The organism is Janthinobacterium sp. GW456P (assembly GCF_002127655.1).
Taxonomy (GTDB): domain Bacteria; phylum Pseudomonadota; class Gammaproteobacteria; order Burkholderiales; family Burkholderiaceae_D; genus Janthinobacterium.
The window spans coordinates 127,099-145,132 of sequence record NZ_NEHB01000013.1; the positions used below are offsets into that span (position 1 = coordinate 127,099).

13 protein-coding genes and 4 pseudogenes are annotated in these 18,034 nt (G+C 61.4%); 11 read left to right on the plus strand and 6 right to left on the minus strand.

Features of this window, described 5'->3' with window-relative positions; genetic code table 11:
* Positions 1–220 precede the first annotated feature (220 nt).
* The 11 genes and pseudogenes from CBW66_RS14010 to CBW66_RS14055 all read left to right on the plus strand — a co-directional run bounded on the left by CBW66_RS14010 (position 221) and on the right by CBW66_RS14055 (position 12,386).
* Positions 221–1,897, plus strand: coding sequence for an electron transfer flavoprotein-ubiquinone oxidoreductase (locus CBW66_RS14010; protein ID WP_170932864.1), 1,677 nt, complete (start codon positions 221–223; stop codon positions 1,895–1,897).
* Positions 1,898–2,127: 230 nt separating this feature from the next.
* Positions 2,128–4,737 (plus strand): tetratricopeptide repeat protein, encoded by a 2,610-nt coding sequence (locus CBW66_RS14015; protein WP_170932863.1) that lies wholly within the window; start codon positions 2,128–2,130, stop codon positions 4,735–4,737.
* Positions 4,734–5,867 (plus strand): DegT/DnrJ/EryC1/StrS aminotransferase family protein, encoded by a 1,134-nt coding sequence (locus CBW66_RS14020; RefSeq protein ID WP_086137693.1) that lies wholly within the window; start codon positions 4,734–4,736, stop codon positions 5,865–5,867. Before CBW66_RS14015 ends, CBW66_RS14020 begins: the two co-directional genes overlap by 4 nt.
* Positions 5,864–6,607, plus strand: a complete 744-nt coding sequence (locus CBW66_RS14025; protein ID WP_086137692.1) for a CatB-related O-acetyltransferase — start codon at positions 5,864–5,866, stop codon at positions 6,605–6,607. The genes CBW66_RS14020 and CBW66_RS14025 overlap by 4 nt, the downstream gene beginning before the upstream one ends.
* Before the next feature lie 34 nt (positions 6,608–6,641).
* A complete protein-coding gene (locus CBW66_RS14030; RefSeq protein ID WP_253251338.1) occupies positions 6,642–7,196 on the plus strand; it encodes an acyltransferase in 555 nt (184 codons plus the stop codon).
* 172 nt (positions 7,197–7,368) lie between these two features.
* Positions 7,369–8,389, plus strand: a pseudogene (locus CBW66_RS28990) (flagellin); the annotation flags it as partial.
* A 138-nt stretch (positions 8,390–8,527) separates the two neighbouring features.
* Positions 8,528–8,725: pseudogene (locus tag CBW66_RS29420) on the plus strand (Lateral flagellin); the annotation flags it as partial.
* 62 nt (positions 8,726–8,787) lie between these two features.
* Positions 8,788–9,033: pseudogene (locus CBW66_RS14040) on the plus strand (flagellin); the annotation flags it as partial.
* Positions 9,034–9,217: 184 nt separating this feature from the next.
* Positions 9,218–10,178, plus strand: a pseudogene (locus CBW66_RS14045) (flagellin).
* Between the two features lie 172 nt (positions 10,179–10,350).
* Positions 10,351–11,229, plus strand: a complete 879-nt coding sequence (locus tag CBW66_RS14050) for a flagellin (RefSeq protein WP_086137691.1) — start codon at positions 10,351–10,353, stop codon at positions 11,227–11,229.
* A gap of 56 nt (positions 11,230–11,285) precedes the next feature.
* Positions 11,286–12,386: a hypothetical protein gene (locus tag CBW66_RS14055; protein WP_205701125.1), complete on the plus strand. Its 1,101-nt coding sequence runs from the start codon at positions 11,286–11,288 to the stop codon at positions 12,384–12,386.
* A gap of 68 nt (positions 12,387–12,454) precedes the next feature.
* Here CBW66_RS14055 and CBW66_RS14060 read toward each other — a convergent pair whose 3' ends face one another.
* From CBW66_RS14060 to CBW66_RS14085, 6 genes are all read right to left on the minus strand, one after another.
* Positions 12,455–14,542: a flagellar biosynthesis protein FlhA gene (locus CBW66_RS14060; protein WP_086137690.1), complete on the minus strand. Its 2,088-nt coding sequence runs from the start codon at positions 14,540–14,542 to the stop codon at positions 12,455–12,457.
* Entirely contained in the window at positions 14,539–15,678 is a 1,140-nt protein-coding gene (locus tag CBW66_RS14065) for a flagellar biosynthesis protein FlhB (protein WP_070289078.1), read from the minus strand. The genes CBW66_RS14060 and CBW66_RS14065 overlap by 4 nt, the downstream gene beginning before the upstream one ends.
* 137 nt (positions 15,679–15,815) lie before the next feature.
* The gene (locus tag CBW66_RS14070; protein ID WP_086137689.1) at positions 15,816–16,613 is read right to left on the minus strand and encodes a flagellar biosynthetic protein FliR; all 798 of its coding nucleotides are present in this window, start codon (positions 16,611–16,613) and stop codon (positions 15,816–15,818) included.
* A gap of 11 nt (positions 16,614–16,624) precedes the next feature.
* Positions 16,625–16,897, minus strand: coding sequence for a flagellar biosynthetic protein FliQ (locus CBW66_RS14075; RefSeq protein ID WP_034757874.1), 273 nt, complete (start codon positions 16,895–16,897; stop codon positions 16,625–16,627).
* Positions 16,898–16,900: 3 nt separating this feature from the next.
* The gene (fliP, locus tag CBW66_RS14080) at positions 16,901–17,671 is read right to left on the minus strand and encodes a flagellar type III secretion system pore protein FliP (RefSeq protein WP_086137688.1); all 771 of its coding nucleotides are present in this window, start codon (positions 17,669–17,671) and stop codon (positions 16,901–16,903) included.
* Positions 17,668–18,033, minus strand: coding sequence for a FliM/FliN family flagellar motor switch protein (locus CBW66_RS14085; protein WP_070220030.1), 366 nt, complete (start codon positions 18,031–18,033; stop codon positions 17,668–17,670). Before CBW66_RS14085 ends, fliP begins: the two co-directional genes overlap by 4 nt.
* Between the last annotated feature and the right edge of the window lies 1 nt (position 18,034).

Below are 18,034 nucleotides of genomic sequence, written 5' to 3' on the forward strand. Positions count from 1 at the left end.
ATGGCAATCGGGCAAATTCCCCCGCAGCGCACTCGAGCAAAACTAAACGCCATCATTACACAAAATGGCCGGATTTAGATTGCGGCGAGGGGCAATGTCACGCAAAATGGCGCCAAAGTTGCAATCCTCGTCAAAAACAAGCACACTCGTGCTTAAATTTCCCCGATGATGCTTTATTCCCTATCCTTGCTACCTAATTGAGTGACTATAAATCGAGACCATGACACAGCCTAATAACTTAGTTGAACAGTACGGACCGCGCGAGACCATGGAGTATGACGTGGTGATCGTCGGCGGTGGCCCCGCAGGCTTGGCCGCGGCGATCCGCCTGAAGCAGCTGGCCTTAGATAAGAGCCAGGAGGTGTCCGTCTGCGTGCTGGAAAAAGGCGGCGAACTGGGCGCGCATATCCTGTCGGGCGCCATCATGGACCCGAAAGCGCTGACGGAACTGATTCCGAACTGGAAAGAACTGGGCGCGCCCCTGAACACCGAAGTGACGGAAGACCGCATCCTGTTCCTGACCGAAACGAAAGCGTATAAGACGCCAGGCTTCGCCGTGCCGGCCTGCTTTGAAAACCATGGCAACTACATCGTCTCCTTGGGCAATGTGGTGCGCTGGATGGGCCAGCAGGCGGAAAACCTGGGCGTGGAAATCTTCCCCGGCTTCCCGGCCGCGGAAATCCTCTACAACGACGACGGCTCCGTGAAAGGCGTGGCCACCGGCAACATGGGCGTCAAGCGCGACGGCCAGCCCGGCCCCGATTTCCAGCTGGGCATGGAATTGCACGCCAAGTACACGCTGTTCGCCGAAGGCGCGCGCGGCCACCTGGGCAAGCAATTAATGGCCAAGTATGACTTGAACGCCGGCAAGGATCCGCAATCGTACGGCATCGGCATCAAGGAATTGTGGGAAATCGACCCGGCCCAGCACAAGCCGGGCCTGGTGATCCACTCGAGCGGCTGGCCGCTGGACACGAAAACCTATGGCGGTTCCTTCCTGTACCACCTGGAAAACAACCAGGTGATGGTCGGCTACGTGGTGGGCCTGAACTACGAAAACCCCTACCTGTCGCCGTACGAGGAATTCCAGCGCTATAAAACGCATCCGGAAATCCGCAAGTTCTTCGAAGGCGGCAAGCGCATCTCGTACGGCGCGCGCGCGATCGCGGCCGGCGGCCTGCAATCGTTGCCGAAACTGGTGTTTGCCGGCGGCGCGCTGATCGGCTGCGATGCGGGCTTTTTGAACATGAGCCGCATCAAGGGCAGCCACGCGGCCATCAAGAGCGGCATGCTGGCGGCGGACGCGGCCTTCGGCGCGCTGGGCGAACAGCGCCAGCACGACGAACTGACGAGCTACCCTGTCGCCTTTGAACAATCGTGGCTGCATGAAGAGCTGCACGTGGCGCGCAACGTCAAGCCATGGCTGTCGAAAGGCCTGTACCTGGGCAGCCTGATGACGGGCATCGACCAGCTGATCTTCCGCGGCAAGGCGCCGTGGACCCTGCACCACTCGCATGGCGACCACGAATGCCTGAAACCGGCGGCCCAGTCGAAAAAGATCGTGTATCCGAAACCCGACGGCAAGCTGACCTTCGACAAGATGTCGTCCGTCTTCATCTCGAACACGAACCACGCGGAAGACCAGCCGATCCACCTGACGTTGAAGAACGCCAGCGTGCCCGTCGATGTCAACCTGGCCACGTACGCGGGTCCGGAAGCGCGTTACTGTCCCGCTGGCGTGTACGAATTCGTGAAGAACGACGACGGCGCCGAACGCCTGCAGATCAATGCGCAAAACTGCGTGCACTGCAAGACCTGCGACATCAAGGACCCGACGCAGAACATCGTGTGGGTGACACCGGAAGGCGGCGGCGGACCGAACTATCCGAATATGTAATCGCAAGGCTCCGCAGCAACGGCTAACAATTGGCCAGAACAGCGCACTCCCGTCCGGCAGTGCGCTGTTTTTTTGTGGGAAGGATCAGAATTGCCCGCACTTTGGACCAACTGCAACAGCAAATGCGCATTCTCACGGCGTGCATCAACAAATTCCTCTCAGAAAGTTTCTCACGGGCACTGTCACCAGTTACAATTCCCGTTACTAAACATTTCTGCCAGCCTCAGCCCATGCACCCGCCTCCCCCTCCCACAGTCTCTCCCGACATCGAATTACAGCAAGCCATCGCTGAACACCAAGCGGGGCGTTTTGCCGAGGCGGAAGAGACTTACCTGTCGATCCTGCAGGCCGATCCCTACCATGCCATCGCCAACCACAACCTGGGCTTGCTGGCCGGGCAGATAGGCCAGCACGTGGCCAGCCTGCCGTATTTGCGCAAGGCGCTGTCCGTTGCCCCGGACGAAGGCCAGTTCTGGCTGTCTTATGCGCAGGGATTGCTGCAGGCGGGACAGCCCGACGAAGCGCTCGACATCGTCGACACCGCCATCGGCCGCGGACTGGACAATGATGCTTCGCAAGCGCTGCACCGGCAGGCAAAGGAGGCCGTCGCGCTGGCGGCCCTGTCGCCGTCGCAGCCGGAAATGGACCACATCGTACAGCTGTACCAGGCAGGCCAGCATGTGCAGATGGAGGCAGCCTGCCGGCAATTGCTGGCAACTTATCCCGACTCGCCATTCGGCTGGAGCGTGCTGGGCACGGCCCTGCAAGTGCAAGGCAAGGATGCCCTCGCCACGCTGCAGCGGACGGTGGAACTGACGCCGCACGATGCGCAGGCGCATGGCCACTTAGGCAATGCATGGCAAACGGCAGGAAAACTCGATGCAGCCCGCGACTGCTACCTGCGGGCGCTGGAAATCGAGCCGGCGTTCGCCGAGGTGCACTGCAACCTGGGCAACCTGCTCCAGGCGGAAAACAGGCTGGACGAGGCCGTGGCGAGCTACCGCCGCGCCCTTGCCTTGAAGCCGGACTACGCGCTGGCGGCATTTAACCTGGGCAATGCGCTGCTGGGCCAGAAACAGTTTGGCGCCGCTGCCGACAGCTTCCGCGCCGCCACCCTTGCCTTGCCCGACGACGCCGAAGCGCATAACCGGCTCGGCCTGGCGCTGCACGAAAACAAAAATGTGCAGGACGCCGTGCGCAGCTTCCAGCGCGCGCTGCAGATCAAACCCGATTACCGAGCGGCACGGAACAATCTGATCGCCGCCTACCTGGCGCTGAAACAGTATCAGGATGTATTGACGTGCATCAACACGGCCATGGAATCCGAACCAGATGATGAAGAATTGCATTTTCATTTAGGTAATGTCATGCGCACCATGGGCAAAAGCAAGGAAGCGCTGGCCGCGTTCCAGCGCGCCCTGGAAATCCGGCCCGACTACGCAGCGGCGGAAATCAACCTGTGCTCGCTACTCCATGCAGAAGGCCACCTGGAGGAAGCCATCGCCAGCGGCTATCGCGCACGGACGGCGGCGCCGCATATTCCGGAAAGCCACAGCGGTCTGCTGTTTTGCCTCAGCCATAGCATCGATATCGACGCCCAAAGCCTGTTTGACGAGCATTGCCGCTTCGGCGACGCCTTCGACCGCCCGTCCTCGACCGGTACAGCGGAAGGCCACGGTTTCGACAACGACAACGAGCCCACGCGGCGCATCAGGGTCGGCTTTGTCTCGGGCGACTTCAATTCACACGTGGTGTCCAATTTCGTCGTGCCCGTGATAGCGCACCTGAGCGCCAGTCCCGGCTTGAGTCTGTATGCCTATTACAACAATACGCTGGAAGACGCCGTCACGCAGCGCCTGCGCGGCTATTTCCCGCATTGGCGAAACATAATCGAGGTGAGCGACAGCAACTTGCAGGAAAAGATCCGCGAAGACGGCATCGATATTCTGGTCGACTTGTCCAGCCATACGGCCTTCAACCGCCTGACGGCCTTTGGCCGCAAACTGGCGCCGATTCAGGTCAGCTGGATCGCCTATCCTGGCACAACAGGCCTGAAAACCATGGATTATTATCTGACGGACCCGCAATTCGACGTGGATGAAAAGTACTTCACGGAAAAAGTCGTGTTGCTGCCCGCCAGCGTGCCCTTCCTGCCATCGTCGGATTCCCCGGAGCTGGTCCGCGCGCCAGCGCTGGGCAACGGCTACCTGACCTTCGGCAGCTTCAATCGGCTCAGCAAACTCAATCCAGGCGTCATCGCCCGCTGGGCAAAGCTGCTGCGTGCCCTACCCGAAGCGAAAATGCATCTGGCTGCCATGCAAAAGGACAGCGACATCGCCACCTTGCAAGCCTGGTTCGCCCAGGAAGGCATCGCCGCCGACCGCCTGACCTTCCACAGCCGCACTCACCTGGGCGGCTATCTGGCCCTGCATCAGAAAATCGACCTTTGCCTCGACACCTTCCCATACACGGGCGGCACCACCACGCTGCACGCGTTGTGGATGGGCGTGCCTACGCTGACACTTAAGGGCACAAGCGTACCGAGCCACGCCGGCGCCTGCATCTTGCAGCATGTGGGTCTCGACGCCTTCATCGCGGCCGACGACGACGATTTCGTCCGGAAAGGAATATTCTTGTCTAACAACATCATGCAACTGGCCGTCCTGCGCGCGGACTTGCGCAACCGCATGCAAGTGTCAGCACTGGCCGACTCCCGGGCCATTGCCCAAAATATGGAACACGCTTTCCGCACCATGTGGCAGCGCTGGTGCGGCGGCTTGCCGCCGGTATCGTTCGCCATTACGCCCGACGACGCCAACAAGCAGGCAGTGCCGTCATGAGCGACAAGAAGCCCATTTACGTCACGCAGCCGCTCATGCCGGATTTGCAAGACTTCCTGCCGTATCTGGAAGAGATCTGGGAAAATAAAATCCTCACCAACGGCGGCCCGTTTCACCAGCAACTGGAACAGGCGCTGTGCGACTATCTGGGCGTCAAGCACATCTGCCTGTTTACCAATGGCACGCTGGCGCTGATCACGGCCCTGCAGGCGCTGCGCATCACCGGCGAAGTGATCACCACGCCCTATTCCTTCGTCGCCACCGCCCATTCGCTCCTGTGGAATGGCATCAAACCCATTTTTGTCGATATCGACCCGCTGAGCCTGAATATGGATCCCGCCAGGATCGAGGCAGCCATCACGCCGCACACCACCGCCATCATGCCGGTGCACTGCTATGGCCGCCCGTGCGACGTGGAACGCATCGAAAAGATCGCCGACAACTATGGCTTGAAAGTCATCTACGACGCGGCGCATGCGTTCGGCGTGCGGCACAAGGGCAGCAGCGTGCTCAATTGCGGCGACCTGTCCGTGCTGAGTTTTCACGCCACCAAGATTTTCAATACCTTTGAAGGGGGCGCGATCGTCTGCCCCGACGCCAAGACCAAGCAACGCATCGACCATTTGAAAAATTTCGGCTTCGTCGACGAAGTGACGGTGGTGGCGCCCGGCATCAACGGCAAGATGAGCGAGATCAACGCCGCATTCGGCCTCTTGCAATTGAAGGGCATTGACGCGGCTCGCCTGCGGCGGCGCGCCATCGATGCCCGCTACCGGGAACGCCTGGCGGCCATCGCCGGCATCGACTGCCTGCCCGCTGGAGAGGAAGAATCGGCCAACCATTCCTACTTCCCCATTCTCGTCAAGGAAGCCTACGGCAGCAGCCGCGACGCACTGTTCCAGCTGCTGCGGGACCAGGATATCTATGCGCGCCGCTATTTCTATCCGCTCATCAGCGACTTCCCCATGTACCGCAGCATGCCGACCGCTGCCCACAGCAATCTGCCGAACGCACTGCAGGCATCGCGGCAAATCATCTGCCTGCCTATCTATCCAGGCCTGGGCCTCGATCAGGTCGATGCCATCTGCGCCATCGTCGAGCGGCATGCACAGGTGTGCCTGACCCCATGAATATTTCCACAGACAGCGACTTTTTTGGCACCATTGACGACCATCGCTGGGCGGCACAATTTACCGTGCTGTCCTATAAAAGTGGTGGACAGACCCTGATACCGCATGGGTTTTTCCGTAACTGGCTGGGCAATGAGCCAGACTTCGGGCAATTTACCATCGGCCGCTGTTCCGGCATCGGCATCGGTTCGCAAGCCAAATACGATTCGACCGCGCAGCACCTGCAAATCGGGCGCTACGTTTCAGGCGGCGCAAATCTGCGCTTCATCCTCAACGGCCAGCACGACATGCGCACCATTTCGACGTATCTTCTGGCATTGGGCGGCATGGGCCTGGAAAACAGCCCGATTCCCCAATATGCCGATACGGTTATCAAGAACGATGTGTGGATCGGCGACGAGGCGATGATATTGGGCGGCGCGGTCATCGAGAATGGCTGCGTCATCGGTGCGCGCACGCTGGTGCCGCCCAATTTCCGTAGCGAACCATACGGCATTTACGCCGGGACGCCCGCGCGACTGCTGCGCTTCCGCTTCAGCAAGGAAGTACGCGCAGCCCTGCAGGCGCTGGCCTGGTGGGAACTGCCACTGAGCTGGATACGCGAGAATAATGCGCATTTCCTGCAAGATATGACGGCCGACGACGGCGAGGCGCTGCGCGTCATTGCCGAACTGGCAGAAAGCAAGCGCCGCCACCTGGAAGCCGGCGCCACGCACCCGCACAAGGATGACCATGTCTGAACTTTTCAATCCCGGCTATTACACAGAAGAAGACTTGCACGGCGCGGGGTTTCGCAGCCTCGGCCACAACGTGCGCATCGCCAGGAACTGCGTCATCATCGGCATTGAAAATATTGCGATCGGCAACAACGTGCGCATCGATGGCTACAGCACGCTGGTAGCGGCGGGCGGCCATATCCGCATCGGCAGCTACGTTCACATTGGCGGCGGCGGCTTTCTCTCCGGCGGCGCCGGCATCACGCTGGAAGACTACGCCGGCTTGTCGCAAGGCGTGCGCCTGTACAGCAAGACCGATGACTACAGCGGAGCCAGCATGACTAACCCCACCGTGCCGGCGGAATTTACAAACTGCAAAAGCGGCGCCGTCCACCTGGGCAGGCACGTCATCATCGGCTCGGGCAGCGTAGTGCTGCCCGGTGCGCAACTTGGCGAAGGCGTCGCCGTGGGCGCGCTTAGCCTGGTCACCAAGTCCCTGCCGGCGTGGGGTATCTATGCGGGCACACCGGCGAAGCGTATCAAAAACCGCGACCAAGGGCTGTTAATTGCTGAAGAGCAATTGCGCGCGCGGAATACCGTGCAAAATAGTTAAAAGTACATTTTTAGACATAATTTCCATAAAAATAAAAATCATCGCACGCTAGCGGCACGATAAAAAAATATTTCCATGTAGCATTTAATTCTTAAGCAGAAATAGCCGCCTTGTGCTTGTGAGAGCAGAAAAATAGCGCGTCTCGCTGAATATATCCTACAGGAGCAATACAATGCTGAGCCTTCACACCAATAACGCATCGCTGTCCGCACAAAACTCGATCGCCAARACCCAATCGCAACTGTCGACCTCGATGACCCGCCTGTCGACCGGCTACCGCATCAACTCGGCAATGGACGACGCTGCCGGCCTGCAGATCGCTACCCGCCTGAAAGCACAGACCAGCGGCATGACGGTCGCCATGAGCAACACGCAAAACAATGGACGACGCTGCCGGCCTGCAGATCGCTACCCGCCTGAAAGCACAGACCAGCGGCATGACGGTCGCCATGAGCAACACGCAAAACAGCACCTCGATGCTGCAAACGGCTGAAGGCGCGTTCGGCGAAGTCACCAACATGCTGGTACGCATGAAAGATCTGGCAACGCAAGCTGCCGATGCTTCGTCGAACACGGCCGACAAGGACGCCATGCAAGCCGAGTACGACGCACTGGGCCTGGAATTGTCCAACGTGATGAACAACACCACGTTCGGCGGCCAAGCTCTGCTGACCGGCGGCACCATCGCCGGCGCCATGACGTTCCAGATTGGCGCCGCGAAGTCGGAAACGATGACCATCAACCTGACCACCTCGATGGGCAGCGTCGCCACCGCACTGGGTTCGGCCACCGCCAACTTCGCCGGCACCGCCGGCGGCACCGAACTGAAAACCCTGGCCAACACGGCCATCGGCAGCCTGATCTCGGCCATCGACAGCATCGGCGTGGTACGTTCGGCACTGGGCGCCGCCGCCAACCGCCTCGACCACGTCAACAGCAACCTGTCGAACATCTCGACCAACACCAAGGCCGCTACCGGCCGCATCATGGACGTTGACTTCGCCACCGAAANCATGACGGTCGCCATGAGCAACACGCAAAACAGCACCTCGATGCTGCAAACGGCTGAAGGCGCGTTCGGCGAAGTCACCAACATGCTGGTGCGCATGAAAGATCTGGCAACGCAAGCTGCCGATGCTTCGTCGAACACGGCCGACAAGGACGCCATGCAAGCCGAGTACGACGCACTGGGCCTGGAATTGTCCAACGTGATGAAAAACACCACGTTCGGCGGCCAAACTCTGCTGACCGGCGGCACCATCGCCAACGCCATGACGTTCCAGATCGGCGCCGCGAAATCGGAAACGATGAGTATCAACCTGTCCACTTCGATGGGCAGCATCACCGCTGCACTGGGTTCGGCCAGCGCCAACTTCGGCACCGCCGGCCTGGGCACCGAACTGACCGCCAGCGCCAACGCCGCCATCGGCAGCCTGGTTTCGGCCATCGACAGCATCGGCGTGGTACGTTCGGCACTGGGCGCCGCCGCCAACCGCCTCGACCACGTCAACAGCAACCTGTCGAACATCTCGACCAACACCAAGGCCGCTACCGGCCGCATCATGGACGTTGACTTCGCCACCGAAANTCGGCCATCGACAGCATCGGCGTGGTACGTTCGGCACTGGGCGCCGCCGCCAACCGCCTCGACCACGTCAACAGCAACCTGTCGAACATCTCGACCAACACCAAGGCCGCTACCGGCCGCATCATGGACGTTGACTTCGCCACCGAAAGCTCGAACATGACCTCGTCGCAAATGCTGCTGCAAGCCGGCACCGCGATGCTGAAACAAAGCAACAGCATGTCCTCGATGGTCATGTCCCTGCTGCAATAATCACYGGCGCCTCGCGCTGCAYGAAAGCCCCGGCAAGCGATTGCCSGGGCTTTTTTTCATGGCAGCGCGCCAGATAAAAAATTTCCGTGTGGAATTTAATGAAAGGTGTTCTCCTGTCGCCTTGTAGGGGTGAGGGCAAGAAATTACCTGCCGCTCGACGAATTCACTTACCAGGAGCAATACAATGCTGAGCCTTCACACCAACAACGCATCGCTGTCCGCACAGAACTCGATCGCCAAAACCCAATCGCAACTGTCGACCTCGATGACCCGCCTGTCGACCGGCTACCGCATCAACTCGGCAATGGACGACGCTGCCGGCCTGCAGATCGCTACCCGCCTGAAAGCACAGACCAGCGGCATGACGGTCGCCATGAGCAACACGCAAANACGACGCTGCCGGCCTGCAGATCGCTACCCGCCTGAAAGCACAGACCAGCGGCATGACGGTCGCCATGAGCAACACGCAAAACAGCACCTCGATGCTGCAAACGGCTGAAGGCGCGTTCGGCGAAGTCACCAACATGCTGGTGCGCATGAAAGATCTGGCAACGCAAGCTGCCGATGCTTCGTCGAACACGGCCGACAAGACCGCCATGCAAGCCGAATACGACGCGCTGGGCCTGGAACTGTATAACGTGATGACCAATACCACGTTCGGCGGCCAGAATCTGCTGGGCGACGGCACGACCGGCAAGGGCACCCTGTCGGAAGCCAAGATGACATTCCAGATCGGCGCCGCCAAGTCGGAAACCATGGACTTCACCGTGCAAGCAGGCATGGTCACGCTGGACGGCGCACTGAAAGGCCTGTCCGCCAACAACTTCAAGGCAGCCAGCGCCGGCGTCGGCACGGAACTGACCGGCACGGCAAACGCCACGATCGACCTGCTGAAAAATGCCATCGACAATGTCGGTACGATCCGCTCCTCCCTGGGCGCCGCCGCCAACCGCCTCGACCACGTCAACAGCAACCTGTCGAACATCGCCACCAACACCAAGGCCGCGACCGGCCGCATCATGGACGTCGACTTCGCCACCGAAAGCTCGAACATGACCTCGTCGCAAATGCTGCTGCAAGCCGGCACCGCGATGCTGAAACAAAGCAACAGCATGTCCTCGATGGTCATGTCCTTGCTGCAATAATTTTGGCCCGGCCGCTTGCGGCCAGCAAACAAAGCCAGACTGCGGTCTGGCTTTTTTTATGCGAAAAACGTATCTATTTGACTATATTGCCTTTCGATTTAACAATGCTGGCGGCGCAGTCGCCTATACAAGATAGACCCGACTCACCCTCACCGCCCACCGGAGCAGCCACGTGCTGAGCATTCACACCAATATCGCCGCAATGTACGCCCAAAGCGCCGCCGCCAGTGCGCAAAGCCGGCTGGCAACATCGATGCAGCGTCTCGCCACCGGCTTTCGCATCAACTCGGCCATGGACGACGCCGCTGGCTTGCAGATCGCCACGCGCCTCAGTGCCCAGGTGAGCGGCATGACGGTGGCCATGCGCAACACGCAGAACAGCACCTCGATGCTGCAGACGGCCGAAGGCGCGTTTGGCGAAGTGACAAGCATGCTGGTACGCATGAAAGACCTGGCCACGCAGGCGGCCGACGCTTCGTCCAACCAGACCGACCGCGACGCCATGCAGTCCGAATACGATGCGCTGGGACTCGAGCTGTACAACGTCATGACCAACACCACCTACGGCGGCAACCTGCTGCTGGGCAACGGTGGCACCGGCAAGGGCACCTTGTCGGAGGCGATGACCTTCCAGATCGGCGCCAGCAGCAGCGAAACCATGCAGTTCGACGTGTCAGGCAAGATGGGCAGCCTGGATACCTTACTGAAAGCCATTTCCGCCAACTTTGCCGCCGCCGGCACGGCAGGCAGCGAAATTGGCACGAATGGCGGCGCCAACAGCATGATCGACCAGCTGGCGGCGGCGCTCGACCAAGTCGGCGGCGTGCGCTCGGCCCTGGGCGCGGCGGCCAACCGCCTCGACCACGTGCACAACAACCTGGCCAACATGGTCACCAATACCAAGGCCGCCATCGGCCGCATCATGGATGTCGATTACGCGGCGGAAAGCGCCAACATGGTGTCGGCGCAAATGCTGCTGCAGGCCAGCACGGCGATGCTCAAGCAAAGCCAGAGCATGCAGAAAATGATACTGTCGCTGTTGCAGCCATGATGGCTGATGCTGGCTGATGCACCGGCTTTTATAGACTTTCTTCTGGACATAGTGGCATGGCGATAGACCGCATTTCATCGGGCAACCCGGTTCCCCTGATTACCCAGCGCTTCGACGTCAGCCCCGCCACGCCGATGGTACCGGGCGTGGTGCAGCCGCTGGTGCCGATCGGCCCCTACATGGCGCCCGCGCCCGACGCCGGCACCCTGCCCGCCCAGCTGCAGCAGCAGGGCCAGGACAGCCTGGCGTCCCTCATCAAGCCCAACGCCGACGGCACGGGTGGCGCCTTGCCGCGCGACAGCAGCGCCATGCAGGTCAATCAGCTGTTCTTCACGCGCCAGCTGGTCTGGCAGCCGCCCGACGCGGCGCAGCTGGCCGCCTCGTGGCGCGTAATGATCAGGACCTATGGCGAACAATATGCGGCCCTGCAGGAACAAGCGCGCGGCCAGCACGTGCCGGGCAACCTCTTCATGGCCGAGCAGCAACCGGCGCTGCTGCGCGAAGGCGCCCGTCCGCCGCTGACGGTCGACAGCGAAGCGTGGCGCTTTGCCGTGTATGGCTGGGGCGGCCAACGCCTGCTGCTGCGCGTGCTGGCCAGCGACGAAGACGAAGAGACAACGCCGAGGCGGCGCGGCAAGGTGGCGCTGCGCGTCGAGCTGATCATCATCGGCATCGGCCGGGTCGTGATCCAGATGGAGCCGTCCGGCGACGGCGTGCTGCTGGAACTGGCCGCCGACGAGGAAGCCGCGCTGCGCCATCTGCGCCTGGCCCTGCCCGAGATCGCCGACGCCGTGCGGCGCGCGGGCCTGCGCCTGGTGCGCTGCCGCCTGAACCGCCAGCTGCATGCACAGCGCATGCACGGCAATTACCCGATGCAGGCGGGCGCCGCTGCGCTGTCCCTGCCCCTGTTCCGCGCCATGGCCGAAGTGGCCCTGCTGCTGACGCAGCCGGAAGCGGAGGCGGCGGCCGATCCCGATGCACCCGCGGCTGCCGCGGCCGAAGCCGAAGAGGAGGCCATCTTTATCTCGAAGGAAGTGGCGGCGCCGCTCGGTTACGACTATGGCGACGAGGAAGACGCGGCCCAGGGCGGCACCGTGCTGCTGCTGGCCGACGGCCAGGAGCACGAGCTGCTGCCGCCCATCGACGAGCAGGATTGATGTAACAGGATTAATACAACATAAAAAAACGGCGCCTGAAGCGCCGTTTTTTTTATCGTTCCTGCATTTTATCCCACCGTGCCGATGATGCTCACTTCGCGGTTTTCCGGAATTTCGTTGTATGACAGCACGTGCAGGCCCGGCGCGAACAGGCGCGCGTAGCGGGCCAGCAGCGGACGGATCTGCGGCAGCACCAGCAGCAGCGGCGGCGTCGCCTGCTGCTTCATCTGCTCGCGTGCCACCGGCATGTTCACTTGCAGCTGCGACAGCAGATGCGGGTCGATCGGATAGTTATCCAAGGTCACCTTGCCCGCCTGGCGCGCCTGGTTCAAGGAACCGAGCAGCATGTTTTCCAGTTCGCCACCCAGGTTGAATGCCTGCATTTCCATCTTCTGGCCGAACAGGCCGCTAACGATCTGGCGCCGCAACGCGCAGCGCACCTCGGCCGCCAGCAGGATCGGATCCTTGGTGGTTTCCGAACTGTCGAGCAAGGTGGTGGCGATGGGCACGATATCCTTCAGTGACACATTTTCCGCCAACAAGACGCGGAACACGCGCAGCATCTGCGTGTGCGTCAGCGCCTTGTCCAGCGCGCCGGCCAGCTTCGGCGACAGGGCCGTCAGGCGCTCCATCAGGTTCGACACGTCTTCGTGGCGGAACAGTTCCGGCAGGTATTCGCGCACCATTTTCGACAAGTGCGTGGCGATCACGCTGGGCGCCTCGATGACCTGGTAACCGAGGCCCAGCGCATGCGCCTTTTCACTCGGCTCGATCCACGTGACGGGCATGCCGTAGGCCGGTTCGATGCCGGGAATGCCGTCGAGCTGGCCGTACACGTTCGGCGACGGGATCGCCATCAGGCGGTCGGCCTGCACTTCCGCCTGCGCCACCACGGTGCCCGACAGCACGATCGCGTACTGCGACGGTTTCAGGGCCAGATCGTCGCGCACGCCGATATTCGGCAGCAGCAAACCCATCGCTTCGGACAGGCTCTGGCGCACGCCCTTGACGCGCTTGGTCAAAGGTTCGCCCTGGGTTTTATCCACCATGCCGACCAGCTTGTAGCCGAGCATCACCATCAAGGGCTGCACGGCGGGCAGTTGCTGCCATTCCAGTTCGGCAGGCTTGTCGTCGCGCAAGGCCGCCTCGATGGCTGCCATGCCGGCCGCGTCGGGCCCCTTCACGCGCTTGCTCAGGCGCCAGGCAACAAAGGCCAGCACGGCGGCAAAGGTCATGAACATGAACCACGGCATGCCCGGAATCAGGGCCAGTGCCACCATCATGCCGGCCGCACTGAAGATCACCGTCGGCGACGTCAATACCTGGCCGGCCACTTGCTGCTCGAAATCGCCCGAATCGCTGATGCGGGTCACCAGGATGGCGGCGGCGGCTGACAGCAGCAGCGCCGGAATCTGCGCCACCAGGCCATCGCCGATGGTCAGCAGTGCGTACTGACGGAAGGCGTCGCCGAACGACAGGTCGTGCATCAGCGAGCCGATGGCCACGCCGCCGACCATGTTGATGATCAAAATCAGGATACTGGCGACGGCGTCGCCGCGCACGAACTTCGACGCGCCGTCCATGGCGCCATAGAAATCGGCTTCGGCGGCCACGTCCTTGCGGCGGATCTGGGCTTTTTCCTGGTTGATCAGGCCGGCATTCAGGTCGGCGTCGATCGCCATCTGCTTGCCCGGCAAGGCATCGAGGGTAAAACGCGCGGACACTTCGGAAATACGCTCGGCGCCCTTGGTGACGACGGCGAAGTTGATGATCATCAAGATCACGAAGACCACGATACCGACGACGAAGTTGCCGCCGATGACCACGTTACCAAACGCCTCGATCACCTTACCGGCAGCATCGGCGCCTGTATGGCCGTGCAGCAGTACCACGCGCGTGGACGCCACATTGAGGGTCAGCCTGAGCATGGTGGTCGCCAGGATCACCGTCGGGAAGACGGAGAAATCGAGCGGCCGCTTGGCAGACACGCTGACGAGGATGACGATCAGTGCCAGCACGATATTGAAAGTGAACAAGATATCGAGCAGCACGGGCGGCAGCGGCAGGATGATCATCGCCAGGATCACCAGCAGGAACAGCGGCGTGGCGAACTTGTGGCGGCGCATTTCGGCAACCAACCGGTTCAGGAAATTCATGAAGGTACTACCTCGCTCAAATGAGATGGCACGACCACCTCGGTGGGAAATGGGGGCTGGGCGGCGCGCTGCCCAGTACGGAATGCTTTCAGCTGCAGGATGTAGTTGAGCACCTGCGACACGGCCTGGTACAGCTGCACGGGAATCTGCTGCTGCACCTGGCTGGTGTTGTAGATGGCGCGCGCCAGCGGCGGCAACTCCAGCGTTTCGATGTTGTGTTCCTTCGCTACCTGCCGGATATACAGCGCCATCTCGTCGACGCCCTTGGCAACGACAAACGGCGCCTCGGCGCGGTCCTGGTCATACTTGAGCGCGACGGCGTAATGCTCGGGGTTGACGATCACCACGTCGGCGTCGGGCACGGTCTTGCGCACGCTGCGCCGGCCGATCTGCTGCTGCAGCTGGCGGATGCGCTGGCGCACTTCGGGCCGCCCTTCGCTGCTTTTATGTTCTTCCTTGACGTCCTGCTTGCTCATGCGCTGGTTGCGGGCAAAGAAAAACGCCTGCGCCGGCACGTCGATGATGGCAAACAGGACGAAAACGGAAATGAGGGCCATCAGGCCGTCGAGCATCAGCGCCGAGCCGTCGAGCATGGCTTGCTGCAGGGGCCGGTGCTGCAGATCCACGTACTGTGTCAGGCTGGAGCGGCTCACATGCACGAGCACCATGCCCAGCACGGCGGCCTTGGCGATCGACAAGCCGAATTCAAAGCCATGCTTGGGCGACACCAGGCGGCCCAGGTTCTTGGCCGGACTCAGGCGCTCCATCTTCGGCATCCAGTTCTTCGTGCTGATGACCCAGCCGCCAGGGACCAATGAGCCGAGCACAACGAACAAGGGCACGCAGAACAGCGGCACGATCATCTTGATCAGCAAGCCCACGGACGTGGTAAACGCCATCGACATGGCATTGTCCAGCGCACCCTTGCTGTCGAGCGGCATGAAGGCCATGGCGAACAGCTCGCGAAAGCTCACCAGATAGCCGGGCAGCAGGTAAATGAAGACCTTCATGCTGATCAGAATGCCCAGCGCCGTCGACAGGTCGCGCGAACGCACCACCTGCCCTTCCTGGCGCGATTTCTTCAGCTTCTGCGCTGACGCCTTTTCTGTCTTGTCGCCCGTGCTGCTATCCGCCATGGGCCGCACCTTTCCGCACGTGCCCCACAAGCGTAGCGAGCAAGTTCAATGCCGGGTTGAGTAGCGCAGCTGTACGGAGGTACAGCGAGCAACGGATGCCCGGAAGTGGACTGCGCAGTAGCTTGTTGGTACGTGCGCTATCCATGGGCCACCCGCATCTGTTCGGCGATCATGTCGAGCACGCGGTTCGTCATGGCGATGTAGTGCTCCGGGATAAAGCGCACGATCTGTCCCAGCATCAGCAGGCCGAACATGGTGATCATGGAAAAGCCCAGCGAAAACAGGTTCAGCGACGGCGCCACGCGGTTCAGGAAGCCAAAGCCCAGCTGCACCACCATGGTGGAAAAAACGATGGGCAAGGCCAGCAGCATGGCGGCGGCGAAGATCCACGCCACGTTATACGCCACCGTCTGCAGCAGCAGCGGCCCGTAGCCCTGCCCCACGGGCCAGGCCTTGAAACTGGCGCCGATCACGCCCGTCAGCACAAGGTGGCCGTCGATGGCGAAAAACACGATCATGCACATGATGGTGAGCATCCCCGTGATCACGTCCGACGAGGTGCCGTTGAGCGGATCGTTCATGACGGCCATGGAAAAGCCCACCTGGCTCGACACGAGGTAACCGAGCACCGACATGACGGACATGGCGAAGTGGAAAGCCAGGCCCAGGACGAAGCCGATGACGGCCTGCTCGAGGGTGGCGACAAGGGCGTGCAGGGAAAACGGATCGATCTTCAACAAGTCCTGCGACACGCCCGAGGCCTGCATGACGGGCAGCATCAGGATCGCCAGCACCAGCGACAGCAGCACCCGCACGGGGACGGGCACCATGGCGTCGCCGATCACGGGCGAAGCGCTGAGCATGGCCAGGATGCGGCAGAACGGCCACCACACGGCCAGCAGAAACGGCAGCACCTGATTGAAAATCTGATCCATGGCGCGCGGCGCTATCCGACCAGGGTGGCCGCGCGCTGAAAAATGGACACGCAATAATCCATCAGGTAACCGGCCATCCAGCGTCCGGCCAGGATCAGGGCCAGCAGGGTGACCAGCAGGCGCGGCAGGAAACTCATGGTCTGTTCATTGATCGAGGTGGCCGCCTGCACCAGCGCGACCAGCAAGCCCATGAGCAAACCTGGCACGACCAGGATCACCACCAGCAGCATGACGACATGCAGCGCTTCGATGATCAGGTCGACGGCGACTTCAGGGGTAAACATCGGTCAATAGCCCTGTATGCTGGTAACTAAGGTGTTGACGGTCAGCGTCCAGCCGTCGACCAGCACGAACAGCAGCAGCTTGAACGGCAGCGAGATGACGAGCGGCGAGAGCATCATCATGCCCATGGCCATCAGCACGGACGCCACCACCAGGTCGATGATGAGGAAGGGGATGAACAGCATGCAGCCGATCTGGAACGCTGTCTTGAGTTCGGACAACACGAACGCGGCCAGCTTGACCGTGAAACTGTGGTCTTGCGGACGCATGCTCGACGGTTCGCCGGCCAGGTGCGCGATCTGCGCCAGCGCGGCCTTGCTCGTCTGCGCCAGCATGAAGCGCGAAATCGGCACTTCGGCGATCTTCAGCGCTTCCTGCATGCCGATCTGGTCGCGGTCATAGGGCACGAACGCGTCTTTCCACACCTGGTCGCCGATGGGACGCATGACCAGCAAGGTGAGAATCAGGGCGATGCCGGTGACGATACGGTTGGGCAAGCCCTGCTGCAGGCCCAGGGCCTGGCGCAGCAGGGACAGCACGATGACGAAGCGGGTAAAGCTGGTCATCATCATGACCATCACGGGCAGCAGCCCGAGCAGGGTCATGACGACGAGGATCTGCATCTTCACCGACAGGTCGGTTTTCGCGCCCGGCACCACGCCGGCGAGCAGGTCCTGCGCGCCGGCGGCGCCGCAGCACAGCATCAGAACAGGGACAGCCAGCGCGGCAGCCAGCGCGCCGCGGCGCCGGCTCAAGCCGGGTACCGCCAGCTTCATGCTGTCATCAGGTCGAGATTGAGGCCGTCGAGGTCGATGACTTTCAGGCCATAGTTCTCGCCGGCCACCACCACTTCGGCACGGCCGATCGGCGTGCCATTGACCTTGATCACCAGCGGTTCGCCGGCCAGCATGTCGAGTTCAATCACGCTTTCCGGGCCGATGGCCATCAACTCTTCCAGTGAAATGCGGGCCGAGCCCACTTCCAGGGTCAGGGTGACGGGAATCTTGCGCATCATTTGCGGAATGTCGCGGCGCGCGCGGGTGCTGGCCACGTCGGCGACGTCGCCCTGGTCGATGATCATGTCATCGCCCAGGTCTTCCAGCAGGGTTTCGCTCTGGTTGGTATCGGTCATATTCATA